Annotated in this window: 16 protein-coding genes and 2 pseudogenes; 8 read left to right on the top strand and 10 right to left on the bottom strand. The window is 73.1% G+C overall.

Annotated features, from left to right (window positions below; all coding sequences use genetic code 11):
• Positions 1 to 47 precede the first annotated feature (47 nt).
• Positions 48 to 1,754 carry a potassium/proton antiporter gene (locus ABZW11_RS29215; protein WP_355423681.1) on the bottom strand — a complete coding sequence of 569 codons (1,707 nt, stop codon included), beginning with the start codon at positions 1,752 to 1,754 and terminating at the stop codon, positions 48 to 50.
• A 357-nt stretch (positions 1,755 to 2,111) separates the two neighbouring features.
• Here ABZW11_RS29215 and ABZW11_RS29210 point away from each other — a divergent pair, with 357 nt between their 5' ends.
• Complete coding sequence (locus ABZW11_RS29210; RefSeq protein ID WP_355423678.1) at positions 2,112 to 2,573, top strand: TrkA C-terminal domain-containing protein; 462 nt, start codon at positions 2,112 to 2,114, stop codon at positions 2,571 to 2,573.
• A gap of 13 nt (positions 2,574 to 2,586) precedes the next feature.
• Here ABZW11_RS29210 and ABZW11_RS29205 read toward each other — a convergent pair whose 3' ends face one another.
• Together ABZW11_RS29205 and cseB are read right to left on the bottom strand one after the other, a co-directional pair.
• A complete protein-coding gene (locus ABZW11_RS29205) occupies positions 2,587 to 3,849 on the bottom strand; it encodes a HAMP domain-containing sensor histidine kinase (RefSeq protein ID WP_355423675.1) in 1,263 nt (420 codons plus the stop codon).
• Entirely contained in the window at positions 3,846 to 4,532 is a 687-nt protein-coding gene (gene cseB / locus ABZW11_RS29200; protein ID WP_355423672.1) for a two-component system response regulator CseB, read from the bottom strand. The genes ABZW11_RS29205 and cseB overlap by 4 nt, the downstream gene beginning before the upstream one ends.
• A 188-nt stretch (positions 4,533 to 4,720) precedes the next feature.
• Here cseB and ABZW11_RS29195 point away from each other — a divergent pair, with 188 nt between their 5' ends.
• A complete protein-coding gene (locus tag ABZW11_RS29195; protein ID WP_355423670.1) occupies positions 4,721 to 5,236 on the top strand; it encodes a hypothetical protein in 516 nt (171 codons plus the stop codon).
• Positions 5,237 to 5,240: 4 nt separating this feature from the next.
• On the opposite strand, the gene ABZW11_RS29190 is transcribed toward ABZW11_RS29195, so the two are convergent.
• Positions 5,241 to 5,624 carry a VOC family protein gene (locus ABZW11_RS29190; protein ID WP_355423667.1) on the bottom strand — a complete coding sequence of 128 codons (384 nt, stop codon included), beginning with the start codon at positions 5,622 to 5,624 and terminating at the stop codon, positions 5,241 to 5,243.
• Positions 5,625 to 5,821: 197 nt separating this feature from the next.
• Here ABZW11_RS29190 and ABZW11_RS29185 point away from each other — a divergent pair, with 197 nt between their 5' ends.
• Together ABZW11_RS29185 and ABZW11_RS29180 are read left to right on the top strand one after the other, a co-directional pair.
• Positions 5,822 to 6,247, top strand: a complete 426-nt coding sequence (locus ABZW11_RS29185; RefSeq protein ID WP_355423664.1) for a VOC family protein — start codon at positions 5,822 to 5,824, stop codon at positions 6,245 to 6,247.
• 60 nt (positions 6,248 to 6,307) lie between these two features.
• A complete protein-coding gene (locus tag ABZW11_RS29180) occupies positions 6,308 to 7,342 on the top strand; it encodes an aldo/keto reductase (RefSeq protein ID WP_355423661.1) in 1,035 nt (344 codons plus the stop codon).
• Between the two features lie 6 nt (positions 7,343 to 7,348).
• On the opposite strand, the gene ABZW11_RS29175 is transcribed toward ABZW11_RS29180, so the two are convergent.
• Positions 7,349 to 7,795 carry an aldo/keto reductase gene (locus tag ABZW11_RS29175; RefSeq protein ID WP_355423659.1) on the bottom strand — a complete coding sequence of 149 codons (447 nt, stop codon included), beginning with the start codon at positions 7,793 to 7,795 and terminating at the stop codon, positions 7,349 to 7,351.
• A 149-nt stretch (positions 7,796 to 7,944) separates the two neighbouring features.
• On the opposite strand from ABZW11_RS29175, the gene ABZW11_RS29170 reads away from it, so the two are divergent.
• Together ABZW11_RS29170 and ABZW11_RS29165 are read left to right on the top strand one after the other, a co-directional pair.
• Entirely contained in the window at positions 7,945 to 9,609 is a 1,665-nt protein-coding gene (locus tag ABZW11_RS29170; protein WP_355423656.1) for an acetolactate synthase large subunit, read from the top strand.
• A 10-nt stretch (positions 9,610 to 9,619) separates the two neighbouring features.
• On the top strand, positions 9,620 to 10,591 hold the full coding sequence (locus tag ABZW11_RS29165; RefSeq protein WP_355423653.1) for a tyrosine-type recombinase/integrase: 972 nt from the start codon (positions 9,620 to 9,622) through the stop codon (positions 10,589 to 10,591).
• Positions 10,592 to 10,683: 92 nt separating this feature from the next.
• On the opposite strand, the gene ABZW11_RS29160 is transcribed toward ABZW11_RS29165, so the two are convergent.
• Entirely contained in the window at positions 10,684 to 11,079 is a 396-nt protein-coding gene (locus ABZW11_RS29160) for a RidA family protein (RefSeq protein WP_355423651.1), read from the bottom strand.
• Between the two features lie 127 nt (positions 11,080 to 11,206).
• Between ABZW11_RS29160 and ABZW11_RS29155 the strand changes: the two genes are divergently transcribed.
• Positions 11,207 to 12,181: a WYL domain-containing protein gene (locus tag ABZW11_RS29155; RefSeq protein ID WP_355423648.1), complete on the top strand. Its 975-nt coding sequence runs from the start codon at positions 11,207 to 11,209 to the stop codon at positions 12,179 to 12,181.
• A 114-nt stretch (positions 12,182 to 12,295) separates the two neighbouring features.
• Here ABZW11_RS29155 and ABZW11_RS29150 read toward each other — a convergent pair whose 3' ends face one another.
• The 4 genes and pseudogenes from ABZW11_RS29150 to ABZW11_RS29135 all read right to left on the bottom strand — a co-directional run bounded on the left by ABZW11_RS29150 (position 12,296) and on the right by ABZW11_RS29135 (position 14,933).
• Positions 12,296 to 12,502 carry a hypothetical protein gene (locus tag ABZW11_RS29150; RefSeq protein WP_355423645.1) on the bottom strand — a complete coding sequence of 69 codons (207 nt, stop codon included), beginning with the start codon at positions 12,500 to 12,502 and terminating at the stop codon, positions 12,296 to 12,298.
• Between the two features lie 25 nt (positions 12,503 to 12,527).
• A pseudogene (locus ABZW11_RS29145) lies at positions 12,528 to 12,635 on the bottom strand (hypothetical protein); the annotation flags it as partial.
• Between the two features lie 250 nt (positions 12,636 to 12,885).
• Positions 12,886 to 13,893: pseudogene (locus tag ABZW11_RS29140) on the bottom strand (SulP family inorganic anion transporter); the annotation flags it as partial.
• Between the two features lie 437 nt (positions 13,894 to 14,330).
• Positions 14,331 to 14,933, bottom strand: a complete 603-nt coding sequence (locus ABZW11_RS29135; protein WP_355423642.1) for a TetR family transcriptional regulator — start codon at positions 14,931 to 14,933, stop codon at positions 14,331 to 14,333.
• 68 nt (positions 14,934 to 15,001) lie between these two features.
• Here ABZW11_RS29135 and ABZW11_RS29130 point away from each other — a divergent pair, with 68 nt between their 5' ends.
• Positions 15,002 to 17,002 (top strand): ATP-binding domain-containing protein, encoded by a 2,001-nt coding sequence (locus ABZW11_RS29130; RefSeq protein WP_355423640.1) that lies wholly within the window; start codon positions 15,002 to 15,004, stop codon positions 17,000 to 17,002.
• The last annotated feature ends 45 nt before the right edge of the window (positions 17,003 to 17,047 follow it).

Below are 17,047 nucleotides of genomic sequence, written 5' to 3'. Positions count from 1 at the left end.
CCTCCCCAGCTCCCGCCCGCCCGCTGCAAGGGCGGGCGTGGGTGGCGTCAGGTGACGGCGGGGTCGGACTCCGATTCCGTGCCGGGGAGCAGGTCGTCGCCCGGTTCCGGAGGTGGGGGCGCGACCGGGCGGACGTGGCGCCGGCGGCCGCCGGCGAGGCGGGTACGCCAGCGCAGGCCCGCACGCCGCCGGCCGGGCGCCGGTGTGGCGGCGGGGGCGGGACGCGGCTCCGGGGACGTCGCGGGTGCTTGGCCGTTGTCGGGCTCGCCGTCCTCGCCGTGCCAGTGGGCGAGGCGGCCGCCCCTGCCGACGGCGCGCAGCCGCCGCTCGACCTCGGTACGGGTGGCGGGCGTGGTGACGATGAGCACCTCGTCGCCCTCCCGCAACCGGGTGTCCGGGTCGGGGACGAGCGTGTCGCCGCCCCGGATGACGAGGGTGACGATCGACGGCTTCGGCAGCCGCAGCTCGAAGATCTCCACGCCGTGCAGCTTCGAGCCGGGCGGGACGGTCAGCGTGAGCAACTCGGCCGCGAGGACGTCGAGCGGCGCGGCCTCGATCTCGACCTCCTTGGCCTGGTGCGGCTGGATGACCTTGAGCAGCCTGGCCGCCAGCGGCAGGGTGGGGCCCTGCACCAGGGTGTAGAGGATGACCAGGACGAACACGATGTTCAGCAGGTGCCGGCTGCCCGGCACCTCGGCCACGATCGGGTAGGTGGCCAGCACGATGGGCACCGCGCCACGCATCCCGGCCCAGGCGATGAACGCCTGATGCCGCCAGCTCGTACGGAAGAAGGTCAGGCACGCGGCCACGGACGCCGGCCTGGCGACCAGCATCAGCACCAGGCCGATGACGACGGCGGGGATCAGCGCGCTGAACAGCTCGTGCGGGGTGACCAGCAGGCCGAGCATGACGAACAGGCCGATCTGCGCCAGCCAGCCGATGCCGTCGGCGAACGACCGGGTGGCGGCGCGGTGCGGCAGGACGGCGTTGCCGAGGACGAGCCCGGCCAGGTAGGCGGCGATGAACCCGGAGGCGTGCACGACCCCCGCCGCGGCGAAGGCGATGATGCCCATGCCCACGGTGGCCAGCGGGTACAGGCCGGTGGCGGGCAGCGCGACGTAGCGCAGGGCGAGCGTGCCCGCCCAGGCGCAGGCCAGCCCGATCGCGGCGCCGACCGCCAGCTCGTACGAGATCTGCGTGGCGATCGAGGCGGGGTCGGGCAGGTCGGTGAACGCCGTCGAGAACACCAGCACCAGGATGACCGTCGGAGCGTCGTTGAAGCCCGACTCGGCCTCCACCATCCCGGCCACGCGGCGCGGCAGCGGCAGCGCGCGCAGCACGGAGAACACGGCGGCGGCGTCCGTGGACGACACGATCGCGCCCAGCAGCAGCGAGAGCTGCCAGTTCAGGCCGAGCAGGAAGTGCGCGCCCGCGGCGGTGATCGTCACGCTGACCGCCACGCCCAGCGTGGCCAGCAGTCCCGCGGGCACCATCAGCCGTTTGATGTCGGACCACCTGGTGCTCAGACCGCCCTCGACCAGGATGACGCCCAGCGCCGACGTCCCCAGGGTCTGCGCGAGCTGCGCGTCGTCGAAGTCGATGCCCAGCACGTCCTCGCCGAGCAGCACCCCGAGCGCGAGGAACAGCAGCAGGCCGGGCAGACCGAGCCGGCTGGCCGTACGCGCCGCGGCGATGCTCGCCAGCAACACCAGGCCACCGGCCAGTAAAACACCGTAAAGCTGCTGCAGACTCATCGTGAACCCCCACATGGCATCGTTGAAGCAGTTATGTGGCGATCATTACTCATTGCTCGCAAATCATGCTGAATCGGCGGACTCCTCCTGTCACAGGGACGGCTTCTCCATCTTCACGGGCGGACCGGCCGGTGGGGGTGCGGCGCGGCCGGGGCATTCGCGTGTCGATGGCGCGGGGTCTGTCGTACCCCGAAAAGACGTCCGAAGCGCCGGAAGTCGCACCTGCCGTCCACTTACGCGAATCTGTCATCCTCGGAAAGGATCGTTCTGGGAGGCCGGCGCCACGCGCCGGGGCGCTCCCGAACGGTGCGGCGCAGGACGGACGTGAGGTGACCGGTGGAGATCGAGCAGACAGCGTTGCCAGGGATCGGACTGCGGCACGAATTCACGACGAGCTCAGGGCGGCGCGTCGCCGTCGTCTCCCACCGCACCGGCCGCCGCGACCTGGTGATCTACGATTCCCACGACCCCGACCAGGCGTGTGAGACCGTCAGGCTCAACGACGACGAGGCCGACGCGCTGGCCGGGCTGCTCGGCGCGCCGCGCATCATCCGGCGGCTCGACGACCTGCACCGGGAAGTGGAGGGGCTGGTCAGCGAGAAACTGCCGATCGGCACCGCATCGCCCTACGCGGGGCGGCCGATGGGCGACGCGCAGGTGCGCACCCGTACGGGGGCCTCCATCGTGGCGGTGGTGCGCAAGGCGCAGATCGTCGCCAGCCCGGCACCCGGCTTCGTGCTGGACGCGGGCGACGTGGTGGTCGTGGTGGGCAGCGCCGACAGCGTCCAGGCGGTCGCCGGCATCCTCGCCGACGGCTGAGCACGCCAAGACGTCAGCCTTCGGACGGGTGGTGTTCCTCGGACGCAGGCAGGCGCAGGGTGGCGATGGCGCCTCCGTCGGCGGCGTTGGTGAGGGTCAGCTCGGCGCCGATCACGCGGGCCTGGCCGGCGGCGATCGTGAGCCCAAGCCCGTGGCCGTGCCCGCGTTCCGCGGCGCCCGTACGGAACCGGCGCGGCCCCTCGGCGAGGAGTTCAGGCGGGAACCCCGGCCCCCGGTCGCGGACCTCGATCACGTGGTCCCCCGCGACGACCTCGACCGGCGGGGCGCCGTGGCGGTGGGCGTTGAGGACGAGGTTGGCGAGGATGCGGTCGAGCCGGCGCGGGTCGGTCCTCGCCTCGGGCCGGCCCTCGGCCAGCACCCGCGCCTCGACGCCCACCCGGGCGGCCGACTCGGCGGCCAGCTCGGCCAGCGGCACGCGGACGCGGTCGGCGACCTCGGCGCCGGTGTCCAGGCGGGAGACCTCCAGCAGGTCCTCCACCAGCGAGCGCAGCACCTGGACGCGGTCGCGTACCAGATCGGCCGCCTGGCCCTCCTCCAGCAGCCCGGCGGCGGCGACCAGCCCCATCAGCGGGGTGCGCAGGTCGTGGGCGACGTCGGCGGTGAAGCGCTGCTCGGCCTGGAGCCGGTGCTGGAGCGCGGCCGCCATGGAGTCCACGGCGGCCGAGATGTCGGCGATCTCGTCCCGGCCGGGCCGGCGCGGCGGGCCGGTGGTGATGCGGGCGTCCAGGTCGCCGTCCGCGATGCGCCGTGCCGTACGCGCGACGCGCCGCAGCCGCCGGTTGGCCAGCTCGGCGAGGCCCACCGAGACCGGCACCACCCCGGCCAGGGCGAGCAGCGCGGCCTTGATCATGTCGCGGTCGAGCGCGTGCAGGCTGAGCAGGTCGGAGCCCATCGAGATCTGCGCCAGCACGGCGTTCTCGCCGTCGCCGTACGGCTGGACCGCCCACATCCAGGGCTCGTCGCGGTGGTCGGTGCCGTACCAGATGACGCGCCGGCCTGGCCGCGACTGGGCGGCGAGTTCGCCGGGCAGCCCGGCGACGCTCACCAGGTTCGCGGCCGGGTCGGCCAGCGCCTGGTCGAGCGCGATCTCGGCCTCGCCGCGTCCCGTCGCCAGCGAGCGGTCCCAGGTGGCCTGGTGCACCAGCAGCCCGACCACGAGGGCGACGACGGCGCAGGCGAGCGTGACGAGGGCGGCGATCTTCCAGCGCAGCGAGGCGGGGTTGGCGATCCGCCAGGTCAGCGCGGCCCGGTTCACGTGGCGCTCAGTTTGTAGCCGAACCCGCGTACGGTCTCGATGCGGTCCGTGCCGATCTTCCTGCGCAGCCGCTGGACGCACAGGTCGACCACGCGGCTGTCGCCGTCCCAGCCGTAGTCCCAGACCGTGCGCAGCAGCGTGGCCCGTTCCAGCACGATCCCCGGATGCGCGGCGAACTCCAGCAGCAGCCGCAGCTCGGTCGGCGTCAGCTCGACCCGCTCGCCGGCGCGCCAGACCTCCAGCGCGGCGGTGTCGACACTCAGGTCACCGAACGTGAGCGGGGCAGGCCGCCCGCCGCCGGGCTCGGGCTCCGGCCGGGCGGCGGCGGCCCTGCGCAGCAGCGAGCGGATCCTGGCCACCAGCACCGGCAGGTCGATCGGCTTGACCACGTAGTCGTCGGCGCCGCCCTCCAGCCCGGCCACGATGTCGAGGCCGTCGCCGCGGGCCGACAGCATGAGGATCGGCACCTGGCTGGACTCCCTGACCCTGCGGCACAGGCTGATGCCGTCGAGCCCGGGCAGCATGACGTCCAGCAGCAGCAGGTCGTGGCCGCCCGCCAGGGCCGCCTCCAGGCCGCTGAGCCCGTCGGCGGCGGTGCTCACGCGGTAGCCGTAGCGCTCAAGGGCCAGGCCGACCGACTCGCGGATGACGGCGTCGTCCTCGACGAGCAGCAGGGATGTCATGAAAAAGCACGATATCCAGCGAAGTGCACTGTTTTCGGCATCGGCTGCCGCTCGGCCCCGTGTCGGCGGTGTATCGGCCGTGCATCAGCGGCCTCCCCCGCCCGGGCGGCCATGCTCCCCCGGCAGGGCGGCCATGCTCCCCCGGCAGGGGGAGGCGCCACCGCCGCCGCACCCGGGAGCCTGTCCTCATGACCATGACCTCCACGGCGATCCGCCCGGTGCCGCACTGGGCGGTGCGGGCCGCGCACGCGATCGCCCTCGTCACCTTGCCCTCAGGACTGTGGCGGGTCGCCCTGGTGACAGGACTGCCCATCGGGTACGTCGCCGACCGGCCCCACATCCCCGCCGGCGAGTCCGCGTACATCATCGGCCTCAGCGTCGTCAGCGAACTGGCCGCCCTGCTGACGATCGGGCTGGTGAAGCCCTGGGGCGACGTGCCGCCCCGGTGGGTGCCGCTGGTGGGCGGCCGGCGCATGCGCCCGCGCGCCGTGCTCGCCGCCGCCTACACCGGGGCCACGCTGATCACGCTCTTCTGCGGGTACGCGGCGCTGGCCGCGATCCTGGGGCTCGGCTCGGGTTTCCCGTTCCTGTCGGCCACCGGGCACGCGATCCTGGTCGTCTGCTACCTGCCGCTGCTGGCGTGGGGGCCGCTGACGTACGCGGTGGCGTACTCCTACCAGCGCCGTCACCGGCCACTCCGCTGAGCCGTCAGAGCGGGTCGAGACGGCGCCTGAGCAGGCAGAAGACGTTGCCCTCCGGGTCGGCGAGCACGTGCCACGGCTCCTCGCCGCTCTGGCCCACGTCGGCGCGGCGGGCGCCGAGCTTCAGCAGGCGTTCGAGCTCGGCGTCCTGATCGCGGTCGGTGGCGTTGACGTCGATGTGCAGCCGGTACGTGTGCGCCGGCGGCAGGTCCTCCTGGGGGCTGAGGATGATCGTCGGCTGCGCCCCGCCGAACCCCTCACGCGGCCCGATCTCGATGGCGCCGTCGTCCTCCCTGTCGAGCACCACGAAGTCCAGCACCTCGCACCAGAACCGCGCCAGCAGCTCGGGATCGCGGCACGCGAGCACCAGTTCGCTGATCCGTGACGCCACGCGACAACACCCACCTTCGGTCAGAGACCCCCGAACAGTCCGTTTCCTGGCCTTCGAGCGTCAAAACGGTCCGGGGATCGTAGCGGAGCCGCCCGCGCGGACGCGACTGGGATTCCGGCGTAAGTAGCGGCCACACCCTGTCCGCTACCCCTGGAACGGTGGTCACACCAGCAAGAACGAGCGACGAAGGAACGTCCATGTCCATCGATGTTGTGACCCACCTGAACTTCCGGGGCGACGCCCGCGCCGCGCTCACCTTCTACCAGTCGGTGTTCGGCGGCGACCTGGCCGTGATCACCTACAAGGACGCCGGGAACGTGACGGAGGAGGCCGAGGCCGACCAGGTGATGTGGGGGCAGGTGAGCGCGGGCAACGGCTTCCGCGTGATGGCCTACGACGTGCCGGGGCACCTGCCGTACGAGCCGGGTGCGAAGCCGTTCTTCGTCTCGGTCAGAGGCGGGGACGTCGAGGAGATCACCGGCTTCTGGGAGAAGCTCGCCGACGGCGCCACCGTCGTGCAGCCGCTGGGGCCCGCCCAGTGGGCCACGGTCTACGGGATGGTGAAGGACCGCTTCGGCGTCACGTGGGTGCTGGACGTCCTCCCCCCTTACAACCCCTCCTGACCACGGCTTCCAGGGCGGCGGGCGTCCCCCCGCCGCCCTTCTTAACGAAGGACACGAGTGATGAGAACACGACCCCTGGGCCGTACCGGCATCCAGGTCTCGCCCTTCGCCCTGGGCACGATGATGTTCGGGCAGACGGGCAACCCCGATCACGAAGCGTGCGTCCGCATGATCCACCGGGCGCTGGACGCGGGCGTGAACGTCATCGACACCGCCGACGTGTACGGGCCGGGCGGCGAGTCCGAGGAGATCGTCGGCAAGGCGCTCCAGGGCAGGCGGGCCGGCGTCGTGCTGGCCACGAAGGTCAACGGCGTCATGGGCGAGGGGCCCAACCGGGGCGGGAGCTCGCGGCGGTGGATCGTGGCGGAGGTCGAGGAGTCGCTGCGGCGGCTGCGTACCGACCACATCGACCTCTACCAGATCCATCACCCCGACCCTGACACCGACATCGAGGAGACGCTGTCCGCTCTGACGGATCTGGTGCGGGCCGGGAAGGTGCGGGCGGTCGGCCTGTCCAACACGCCCGCGTCGGAGATCGTCGAGGCCCAGTGGACGGCGGAGCGGCGCGGGCTGCACCGGCCGCGTACGGAGCAGGCCACGTACTCCATCCTCAACCGCGGCATCGAGCGCGAGGTGCTGCCCGCGTGCCGCCGCCACGGCATGGGGGCGCTGGTGTGGAGCCCGCTCGCGATGGGCCTGCTCACCGGCCGCTACCGCAAGGGCGGTATCGGGCCTTCGGGGGCGCGGCTGCACTGGGTGCCCCGGCACATGACCGACGAGCGCAAGCTCGACGCCGTCGAGCGGCTCATCCCGCTCTCCGAGGAGGCCGGGCTGTCGCTGACGCACCTGGCGATGGCGTTCGCGATCGCCCACCCCGGGGTCAGCTCGGCGATCATCGGCCCCCGGACGATGGAGCAACTCGACGACCTCCTGGCCGGCGCCTCGGTCACCCTGGACGACGACCTGCTCGACCGCATCGACGAGATCGTCCCCCCAGGCACCGACCTCGGCCCCATCGACGTCGCCCACCCCCCACCCGCCCTCACGGACGCCACCCTCCGCCGCCGCCCCAAGGCCGAGCGCCCAGCCGCCTGAGGCGGGTCAGTTCGGGTTCCGGCGTTCGCTGTCCAGGGCGGCCATGAGGGCTGTGGGGTAGCGGTCGCCCTTGGCGGCGTCGCGGGGGACGAGGTCTTCGATCCGCGCGAGGTCCTCGGCGGTGAACGACACCGCGTCGGCGCCGATCATGGTGGTGACCTGGTCCGGGGTTCGGGAACCGACGATGGGGACGATGTCGTCGCCCTGCGCGGCGACCCAGGCGATGGCGAGCTGCGCGACGGAGACGCCCTTGGCGGCGGCCAGGTCCTGGAGGCGGCCGGCGAGGGCGGCGTTGTGGTCGAGGTTGGCGCCCTGGAAGCGCGGCGAGCCGGCCCGGATGCCCGCGACGGTGCCGCTCAGCTGCCCGGACGGGTCGCGCATGCCGCCGAACTTGACCGACAGCGTGGGACCGGTACGGCCGAGCCGGCGCGTACCGAGGTGAGTCGTCGTCATGGCTCCACTGTGCTCCCCGGTGAGAAGCGGGTTCCAGGCACCGTCAATGCCATGACGGCCGGTCACAGGCCCGGCCGGAGGGCGCGGAATGAACCGGGGGCGAGGCGTGCTGTGACGGGTGCAGTCACAGAGGAAAGAAGGCGTTTCGCATGTCAGCGCAGGCCACGCAACGGACGGCGGCCCAGCTCATCGTGCAGGCTCTGGAGGCGGAGGGCGTCGAATACGTCTTCGGCATCCCGGGCGAGGAGAACATCCATTTCGTCGACGCGCTCAATGACTCCTCCATCCGCTATGTCCTCGTCCGCCACGAGCAGGGCGCGGCGTTCATGGCGGAGATCTACGGCAGGCTGACCGGCAAGGCCGGCGTCGCCTCGGCCACGCTCGGCCCCGGCGCGATCAACCTGCAGCTCGGCGTGGCCGACGCCACGACCAACAGCACGCCGGTGGTGGCGATCACGGCGCAGGTGGGGCTCGACCGCATCTACAAGGAGTCGCACCAGGTGGTGGACCTGGTGTCGCTGTTCAGGCCGATCACGAAGTGGTCGGAGCTGGCGCCGTCGCCCCAGGCGCTGCCCGAGCTGATCCGCAAGGCGTTCAAGACCGCGCAGACCGAGCGGCCTGGCGCCGTCTACCTGGCCATCCCCGAGGACGTCGAGTCTGCGCCGCTGCCCGAGGGGCTCGCGCCGCTGCCGCTCAACGTCGTACGCCCCCAGGACCCCTCGCCTTCGCAGGTCGCCCGCGCCGCCGAGATCCTCGCCACCGCGCGCCGCCCGATCGTGCTGGCAGGCCACGGCGCCACCAGGGCGGGCGCGTCCGACGCGCTGGTGCGGTTCTCGGAGAAGCTGGGGCTGCCGGTGGCGACGACGTTCAACGGCAAGGGCGTCTTCCCCGACGACCACCGCCACGCGCTTGGAGCGGTCGGCTTCATGCGCCACGACTACGTGAACTTCGGCTTCGACGAGGCCGACGTGCTCATCACGGTCGGCTACGAGCTGCAGGAGTTCGACCCGGTCAAGATCAACCCGGCCCGCGACAAGAAGATCATCCATGTGCACCGGTTCCCCGCCGAGGTGGACGACCACTACCCGGTGGCGGTCGGCGTGCACGGCGACATCGCCCGCTCGCTGCACGCGCTCGGCGACGCCGTCCGCCGCCGCTTCACCATGAACGGCACCGGCGAGAAGATCCGCCGCATGCTGCGCGAGGAGCTGGAGCAGGGGCGCGAGGAGAACGGGTTCCCGCTGTCGCCCCGCCGCGTGGTGAGCGACGTCCGCGAGGCCATGGGCCGCGAGGACATCGTGCTGGCCGACACGGGCGCGGTGAAGATGTGGATGGCTCGCATGTACCCGACGTACGAGCCGAACACGATGCTGGTCTCCAACGGGCTGTCGTCGATGGGGTTCTCGGTGCCGGGCGCGCTGGCCGCCAAGCTGGCCCACCCGCGGCGCAAGGTGCTGGCGGCGACCGGCGACGGGGCGTTCCTGATGAACTCGCAGGAGCTGGAGACCGCCGTGCGCGAGCGCATCCCGTTCGTGGTGCTGGTGTGGGAGGACGGCGCGTACGGGCTCATCGAGTGGAAGATGGACCTCGAGCTGGGCCGCGACTCCCATGTGGCCTTCGGCAACCCCGACTTCGTCAAGTACGCCGAGAGCTTCGGCGCCCGCGGCTACCGGATCTCCAGCGCGGACGAGCTGCTGCCGACGCTGCGCAAGGCGCTGGCCGACGACGTGGTGTCGGTGATCGCGGTGCCCGTCGACTACTCGGCGAACCTCGGCCTGACCGACAAGCTGGGCGAGCTGACCGGACCCTTCTAAGATCGTCCGGGTGAGCCTGCCCGCCGTATCCGCCGCGGGGGCGCCGCCGGTCGAGCCGGCGCGCGACCCGTACCACGTCTATCTCGACTCCCTGACCAGCCCCGAGTCGCGCCGCACGATGCGCGGCTGCCTCGACCGGCTGGCCCGCATGCTGACCGGCGACGAGCACGCCACGGGCGCGGGCCAGCCGTGGCATCTGCTGCGGTACGAGCACACCGTGCGCATCCGTACGATGCTCACCGATCAGGGCTGGTCGGCGGCTTACGTCAACAAGCACCTGGTGGCGCTGCGCCGGGTGCTGAAGGAGGCGTGGCGGCTCGGGCAGACCAGCGCCGAGGACCTGGCGCGCGCCTCCGACCTGGCCCCGGTACGACAGAGCCGGCTGCCCGCCGGGCACCACGTGCCGCCCGAGGTGGTGGGGGCGGCGCTGGCGGCGTGCGACGACTCTCCCGCCGGCAAGCGCGACGCGGCGCTGATCGCGGTGCTCTACTCGACCGGGTGCCGCCGCGCCGAGCTGGGCGGGCTGTCGCTGGCCGACTACGACCCGGGCGCCCGCTCGCTGCGGGTGCGGGGCAAGCGCGACAAGGAGCGCCTGGTCTACCTGACCGCCGACGCGATCGGGCTGGTGGAGCGGTGGCTGGCGGTGCGCGGCACCGCGCCGGGAGCGCTGTTCAGCCCGATCAGCACCGCCGGGCGGCTGCGGATGCGCGACGGGCGGCCGGTGGGGCTGACCGGGCAGGGCATCTCCGACATCCTGACCCGCCGGTTCGGGGCGGCCGGCGCGGCTCGCCGTACGCCGCACGACTTCCGCCGCACGTTCATCGGCGAGTTGCTGGACGCCGGCGTCGACCTCGCCACCGCCCAGGCCCTGGTCGGCCACGCCAGCCCCGCGACCACGGCCCGCTACGACCGCCGCCCCGAGCGCACCCGCCGCGAAGCCGTCGACCGCCTCAATCTCCCCAAACCCCGCCCCCTGGCCTGAACCGGGGCCCGGCCTCGGCCGCTTTCCCCCTGGACGGGTCGGGTGGCTGGGGGCGGCCGAAGGCGCGCCCGCCGGGGCGGGCGCGGGAGGTGTCAGGAGACGGCGGTGGCCTCCAGTTCGACCAGGAGGCCGGGGAGGGCCAGGCGGGTCACGCCGAGCATCGTGGTGGCCGGTGCCACGCCCGCGGCGCCGAGCCTGCCCGCCAGGACGCCGTAGTGCTCGAAGAGGCGGTCGACGTCGGTGGTGTAGACGTTCAGCCGGACGACGTCCGCCAGCGACATGCCGGCCTCGGCGAGCACCGCCTCCAGGTTGCCGAGGCTGAGCGCGAGCTGCGCGCCCATGTCATCGGCGTGCTGCGGCTTGCCGTCGGCGTCCATCGCGGTCTGCCCGGAGCAGTACAGCGTCCTGGTCTCCCCCGAGACGATCTCGCCCTGGTTGTAGCCCAGGTTCAGCGACCACGGCCACGGGTTGACCGCCGTGCGTTCCATCGTGGAGTCAGCTCCTTCTACAAGATCGGCCGACGCGGGTGAGCGCCGGCACGGTTGTTCGCGTCAATGATCAGCTTCCCGGCGAATCACGACATCTTGTGTCGTGTATCTCTGTAGGGTTTTCGGCGTGCGTGCCGACCGCTTGGTCTCCCTGGTGCTGCTGCTGCGGCAGCACGGCCGGATGTCCGCCGCCGCGCTGGCCCGCGAGCTGGAGGTGTCCACGCGTACGGTGCTGCGGGACATCGAGGCGCTGTCCGCCGCCGGCGTCCCCGTCTATGCCGAACGCGGCCGGCACGGCGGCTTCGCGCTGCTGCCCGGCTTCCGTACCGAGTTGACCGGCCTGAATCATGACGAGGCCCTGGCCCTGCTGGTCGCCGGGTCGCGGCGCGGCGCGCAGGCGTTCGGGCTGGGCTCGGCGCTCGCCTCGGCGATGCTCAAGGTGGTGGACGCGCTGCCCGACAGCTACCGCGACACCGCGGCGGGCGCGGCGGAACGCCTGCTCATCGAGCCGGAGACCGACCTGCTCGCGCGCCGCCAGCCCTCCGACGAGGTGCCTGACGCGGTCGTGGCGACGGTGCTGCGGGCGGTGTTCGGCGGGCGACGGCTGCGCCTGCGCTACGCGCCGCCCGGCCGGGAGCCGTCGTGGCGCACGGTGGACCCGATCGGGCTGGTCACCGTGCGCGGGCGGGGCTACCTGCTGGCGACCCGCTCCGGGGAGGACCGTACGTACCGGCTGTCGCGGGTGCTGGCCGTCGAGGAGCTGGCCGAGCCCGCGCAGCGGCCCGACCGGGTGGACCTGGACCGGGCGTGGCAGGAGCGCAGCACCCGGTTCCGGCATGGTGACGACCAGGTCGGCGTGGTCGTACGGGTGCATCCCGAGCGGCGCGAGGAGCTGGTGGGCACCGCCCTGTCCGTACGCGGCGAGGAGACCGGCGAGGACGGGTGGCTGCGGCTGGAGGTGGCCTTCCAGGACCGCAGGCACGCCGTCTGGGCGCTGTGGCAGCTCGCGGCCGGCGCGGAGGCCCTGGAGCCGCAGTGGCTGCGGGACGCCCTCCACGACCGCGCCACCGCCATCGCCACCCGCTACCAGCCCCGCGCCTGACCCGCCCCCGCACCGAGACCGCCACCTGGACGGCCGGCGACCGGGTGCGTGAGCCGCCAGGACCCCCGCCGACCACATCGGCCGGAGATCGTCCGACGCGGGCCGTGCGGGCGGTCAGCCCGCCAGGCGGGGGACGATGCCGGTGGTGTGGAGGCGTTCGCGGGCGGCCGCGATGGCCTCGTCGGTGGTGGCGAACACGCGGCCCGCCTGGTGCAGCCGGGCGATCACGCCGAGCGCCTCGAGCGGCCGGTGGTGCCCGTCGGGGATGCGGGACACGTACACGGGCGATGCCGCGCTGCTCCAGCCGGGCGACGGCGTCACCCAGCACGAGCGCGCCGCTGGCGTCGATGGTGGTGACCCGGCTCATGCGCAGCACCACCACCGACACGCCGGTCACCGCCGACACCTCCAGCAGGAAGCGGTGGGCGGCGGCGAAGAACAGCGGCCCCTCCATGCGGTAGGTGACGATGTGCTCGGCCAGCAGGGCGTGCTCCTCCACGGTGTGCTGCGGCTGCAGGTCGTGGCGGAGCGGCTCCTGGTCGAAGCGGACGTTCCCGGCGATGGCCCGCAGTGCCAGCGCCCCGGCCACGACCAGCCCGAGGATGACGGCCCACACGGTGTCGAGGGGTCAGCGTGGCCACGGCGGTGAGCACGAGCACCACGGCGTCGGCGCGGGTGGAGCGGACCATCGCGCGTACGGCGCCGACCTCGATCATGCGGATGGCCGTGGCGAGCAGCACCCCGGCCAGCGCGGCGAGCGGGATGCGGGCGACCAGGCCGGCGGCGGTGAAGACGAGGGCGCCCAGGATGAGCGCGTGGGCCAGCGCGGCCAGCCGCGACCTGGCGCCCGAGCGCACGTTGACGGCGGTGCGCACGGTGGCGCCGGTGCCCGGCATGCCGCCGAACATCGGGGCGACGAGGTTGGCGACGCCCTGGCCGAACAGCTCGCGGTCGGGGTCGTGGCGGGTGCGCCCGGTCATGCCGTCGGCCACGGTCGCCGACAGCAGCGACTCCAGCGCCGCCAGCGCGGCAACGGCGACGGCGGGCGCGAGCAGGGACGGCAGCGCCGCCAGGTCGAGGAAGCCGAGCGAGGGCACCGGCAGCCCGGCGGGCAGGGCGCCGATGCGGGCCAGCGGCAGCCCGGCCAGGTCGGCGACGATGGTGACGGCGGCCACGGCGACCAGCGAGAACGGCACGGCGGGCCGCAGCGCGGCCCCGGCCAGCAGGACGACGGCGACGGCGAGTGTGGTGCCGAGTGCCCACCAGTGCGGCGTGGCGAGGAAGCCGGCGACGGCGTGCCAGGCGATCACCGCCACCTCGTCGCTGTGGTACGCGGGCACGCCCAGCGCGTGCGGGAGCTGCTGCAACGCGATCACGCACGCCATGCCGACGGTGAACCCCGCGACGACGGGAGCGGGGACCATGGCCACGTGGCGGCCGGCCCCCGCCAGGGCGAGCCCGAGGAGCAGCAGACCGGCCAGCAGGCCGACGGTGAACACGCCGGTGGCGCCGTGGGCGCTCATGATCGGCATGAGGATGACGGTCATCGCGCCGCTCGCTCCCGACACCTGCACCGCGGACCCGCCGAACAGCGCGGCCAGCGCCCCGGCGACCACGGCCGTGGCCAGCCCCGAGGCGGCACCGAGCCCGGAGGAGACCCCGAACCCGAGCGCGAGCGGCAACGCCACGACGGCCACGGTCAACCCGGCCATCAGGTCGGTACGCGGCTGACGACGCATCTCCGCCAGATCGCCACGCCGCGGCAACAACGCCCGAACGCGACGAAACACCGGGGATTCCCCGCCGCGATACGCCGGCATGCGCCCGAACAGCCTGCCTGGCCGGTGTGGCAGCACGGACCGCATGCGGCCGAACAGTCCGGTGGGCAGGCGGCGGGATCGCGCGGCGCGACCGCCGCCCCCGAACTCGACCATCACGTCGAGTTACCGATCGGATCGTCGCTGTGACGGCATTGGCGCGCGAAAGAACCGCTCACCCTCACTCCCTCCGAGCGTCGGACAACCCCGCGAATGTCCCGGTTTGCAGAAGTCTGCAATCGGTCAAGAGGTCGTCAGACTATCAACTACACCCCCTCTCACCTGCTTAAACGTCGCCCTCATCAGGCATCGCGCGAGTAAGCTTCCGGCGATCACGCGGGCAAGAGGGCGAAGGCGCGCTCCGCCGCCCGCACCGCCTCCGCCTCCACCTCGGCCAGCGGCCGGCCGTCGGCCAGCATCGCCCAGTTGCGCCGCGCCAGCACCCGCTGAGTGGACACCAGCAGCCCGGCCAGCAGGGTCGCGGTCAGCTCGTCGGAGGTCCCGGCCAGCGCCTCGGCGAGCAGCTCCTCGTCGCGCGCCATGTGCTGGTGCAGCCGGGCCAGCAGACCGGGTGCGGTGAAGAAGACCATCCGGTGGTACGCCACCACCTCGGGCTCGTCGTTGAGCCCCGTCACCGGATCACGCCTGGCCAGCCCGTCGAGGAAGTGCCGGCGCAGCGCCCCCACGGGCGACTCCCCCGAGGCCCGCTCGCGCACGACGCGCGCGGACTCCCCCAGGTGATCGGCGATGCGGTGCAGAACCAGGTCCTCCTTGGTCGGGAAGTACTTGAACAGCGTCGGCTTGGACACCCCCGCCGCCGCCGCGACCTCCGTCACGGGCACCTCGTCGAAGCCGCGCTCCAGGAAGAGCGTGATGGCGGCCGAGGAGATGGCCTCGCGCACCCGCTGCCGCTGCAGCTCCCGCAGTCCCGTCATGAAGCCCCACCCTAGCAAAGTGTTAACCTGGTTAATATCTTAACCGAGTTAACACTTTGGGAGGTGTGATGGCGACGCTCGACGAGGAGCGCGCGTACGTCGAACGCTGCAAGGACGGCCTGCGCAGGATGCTTCAGGACGCGCGGGACAACGTGATCGTCGGTGAGAGCGTGGCCGGCGACCGTTACAGCGCGGAACGGCTGGGACGCCACCTCAAGAGCCTGGCCAAGGAGCTGAGCGAGGCGCCTGAGGGTCCGCCGTTCTTCGGCCGGCTCGACTTCGGCCATGACGCAGGCGAGCACCGGGGACGCGCGTACCACATCGGCCGCCGGCACATCGCGGGCGAGCACGGCGGGACGCCCGTCGTGGTCGACTGGCGCGCGCCGGTCGCGCGGGCCTTCTACCGGGCAAGCGCCCGCGACCCGCAGGGCGTCGCCGTACGCCGCCGCTTCGGCTGGTCCGGCACCACCCTGACGAGCTTCGAGGACGAGCGGCTCGGCCAGGGCGAGGAGGGCGAGAGCCGGATCCTCGCCGCCGAGATCGAACGCCCCCGCGTGGGCCCCATGCGCGACATCGTCGCCACCATCCAGCCGGAGCAGGACGACCTCGTCCGCGCCGGCCTCGACACCTCGCTCTGCGTCCAGGGCGCGCCGGGCACCGGAAAGACCGCCGTCGGCCTGCACCGCGCCGCGTACCTGCTCTACGCCCACCGCCGCAGGCTCGAACGATCGGGCGTGCTCGTCCTCGGCCCCAACCGCGCCTTCCTCGGCTACATCTCCGCCGTGCTGCCCGCACTCGGCGAGATGGACGTCGAGCAGACCACCCTCGAACGGCTGCTCGCCACCGTCCCCGTCACCGCCGCCGACGCCCCCGCCACGGCCGCCGTCAAGCACGACGCCCGCATGGCCGAGGTGCTGCGCAGGGCGCTCTACGGGCGCATCGGCAAGCCGGTCGAGCCGGTCGCCGTCCCCGACGGCTCCTACCGCTGGCGGGTCTACGAGGACGAGCTGCGCCGCATCGTGGACGACACCCGCCGCGCGTCCCTGCCGTACGCGGTCGGCCGCGAACGCGTGCGCGCCCGCGTCGTGGAGGCCATCCGCAGGCAGGCCGAGTCGCGCGGCGCCACCCCGAACGCCGCCTGGCTGCGCAAGATCGGCCGCGCCGTCACGACCTGGCTCGACACCGTCTGGCCGGCCGTCAAACCCGTCCAGGTCCTGTTCGAGGTCCTGCGCGGCCCCACCGGCGACGCCTCCGATCCCGCCCCCGATCCCGCCCCCGATCCCGCCCGCGGCCTGCTCACCGACGCCGAACGCGAGGCGCTCACCTGGGCCAGGCCGCCCCGGAGCGTGAAGAGCGCGAAGTGGTCGGCGGCCGACCTCGTGCTGCTCGACGAGATCGCCGGCCTCATCGACCGGCCGCGCGGCTACGGCCATGTCATCGTGGACGAGACACAGGACCTGTCGCCGATGGAGTGCAGGGCCGTCGCCAGGCGCAGCGAGCACGGCTCGCTCACCGTGCTGGGCGACCTGGCCCAGGGCACCACCCCGTGGGCGGCCACCTCGTGGGAGGACCGCCTGGCCCTGCTCGGCAAGCCGGACGGCCAGGTCGTCGCGCTGACCACCGGCTTCCGGGTGCCGGCCGCCGTGGTGAACCTCGCCAACAGGCTGCTGGCCGCGCTGGAGGTGCGGGTGCCCGAGACGCGCTCGTACCGCTCGGACGGGCGGCTGCGCGTCACCCCCGTCACCGGCCTGGGCAAGGGGGTGGTCGCCGCGGTGCGCGAGGCCATGACGTTCGAGGGGTCGATCGGGGTCATCGCCGCCGACGCCGACGTCCCCGCCCTCACGGCGGCGCTCAGGGACGAGGGCCTCGACGTGAGCGAGCGCCTCAGCGTCATGCCCGCCACCCTGTGCAAGGGCCTGGAGTACGACCACGTCGTCGTCGCGGAGCCGGCCGCCATCGCCGAGGCCGAGCGGCGGGGGCTCAACCGCCTGTACGTCGCACTCACCCGCGCCGTCTCCCGCCTCGACGTCCTGCACGCCCGCCCGCTCCCTCCGCAACTCACGGCTTGAGATGGGCGGATGCCGGGAACGAACAAACCGTCACCGCCTCGAAAG

Source organism: Nonomuraea sp. NPDC004580 (genome assembly GCF_040609855.1).
Classification (GTDB): Bacteria; Actinomycetota; Actinomycetes; order Streptosporangiales; family Streptosporangiaceae; genus Nonomuraea; species Nonomuraea salmonea.
The sequence above is the reverse complement of the archived record's forward strand: the minus strand, read 5'-3'. Positions and strand labels throughout refer to the sequence as shown.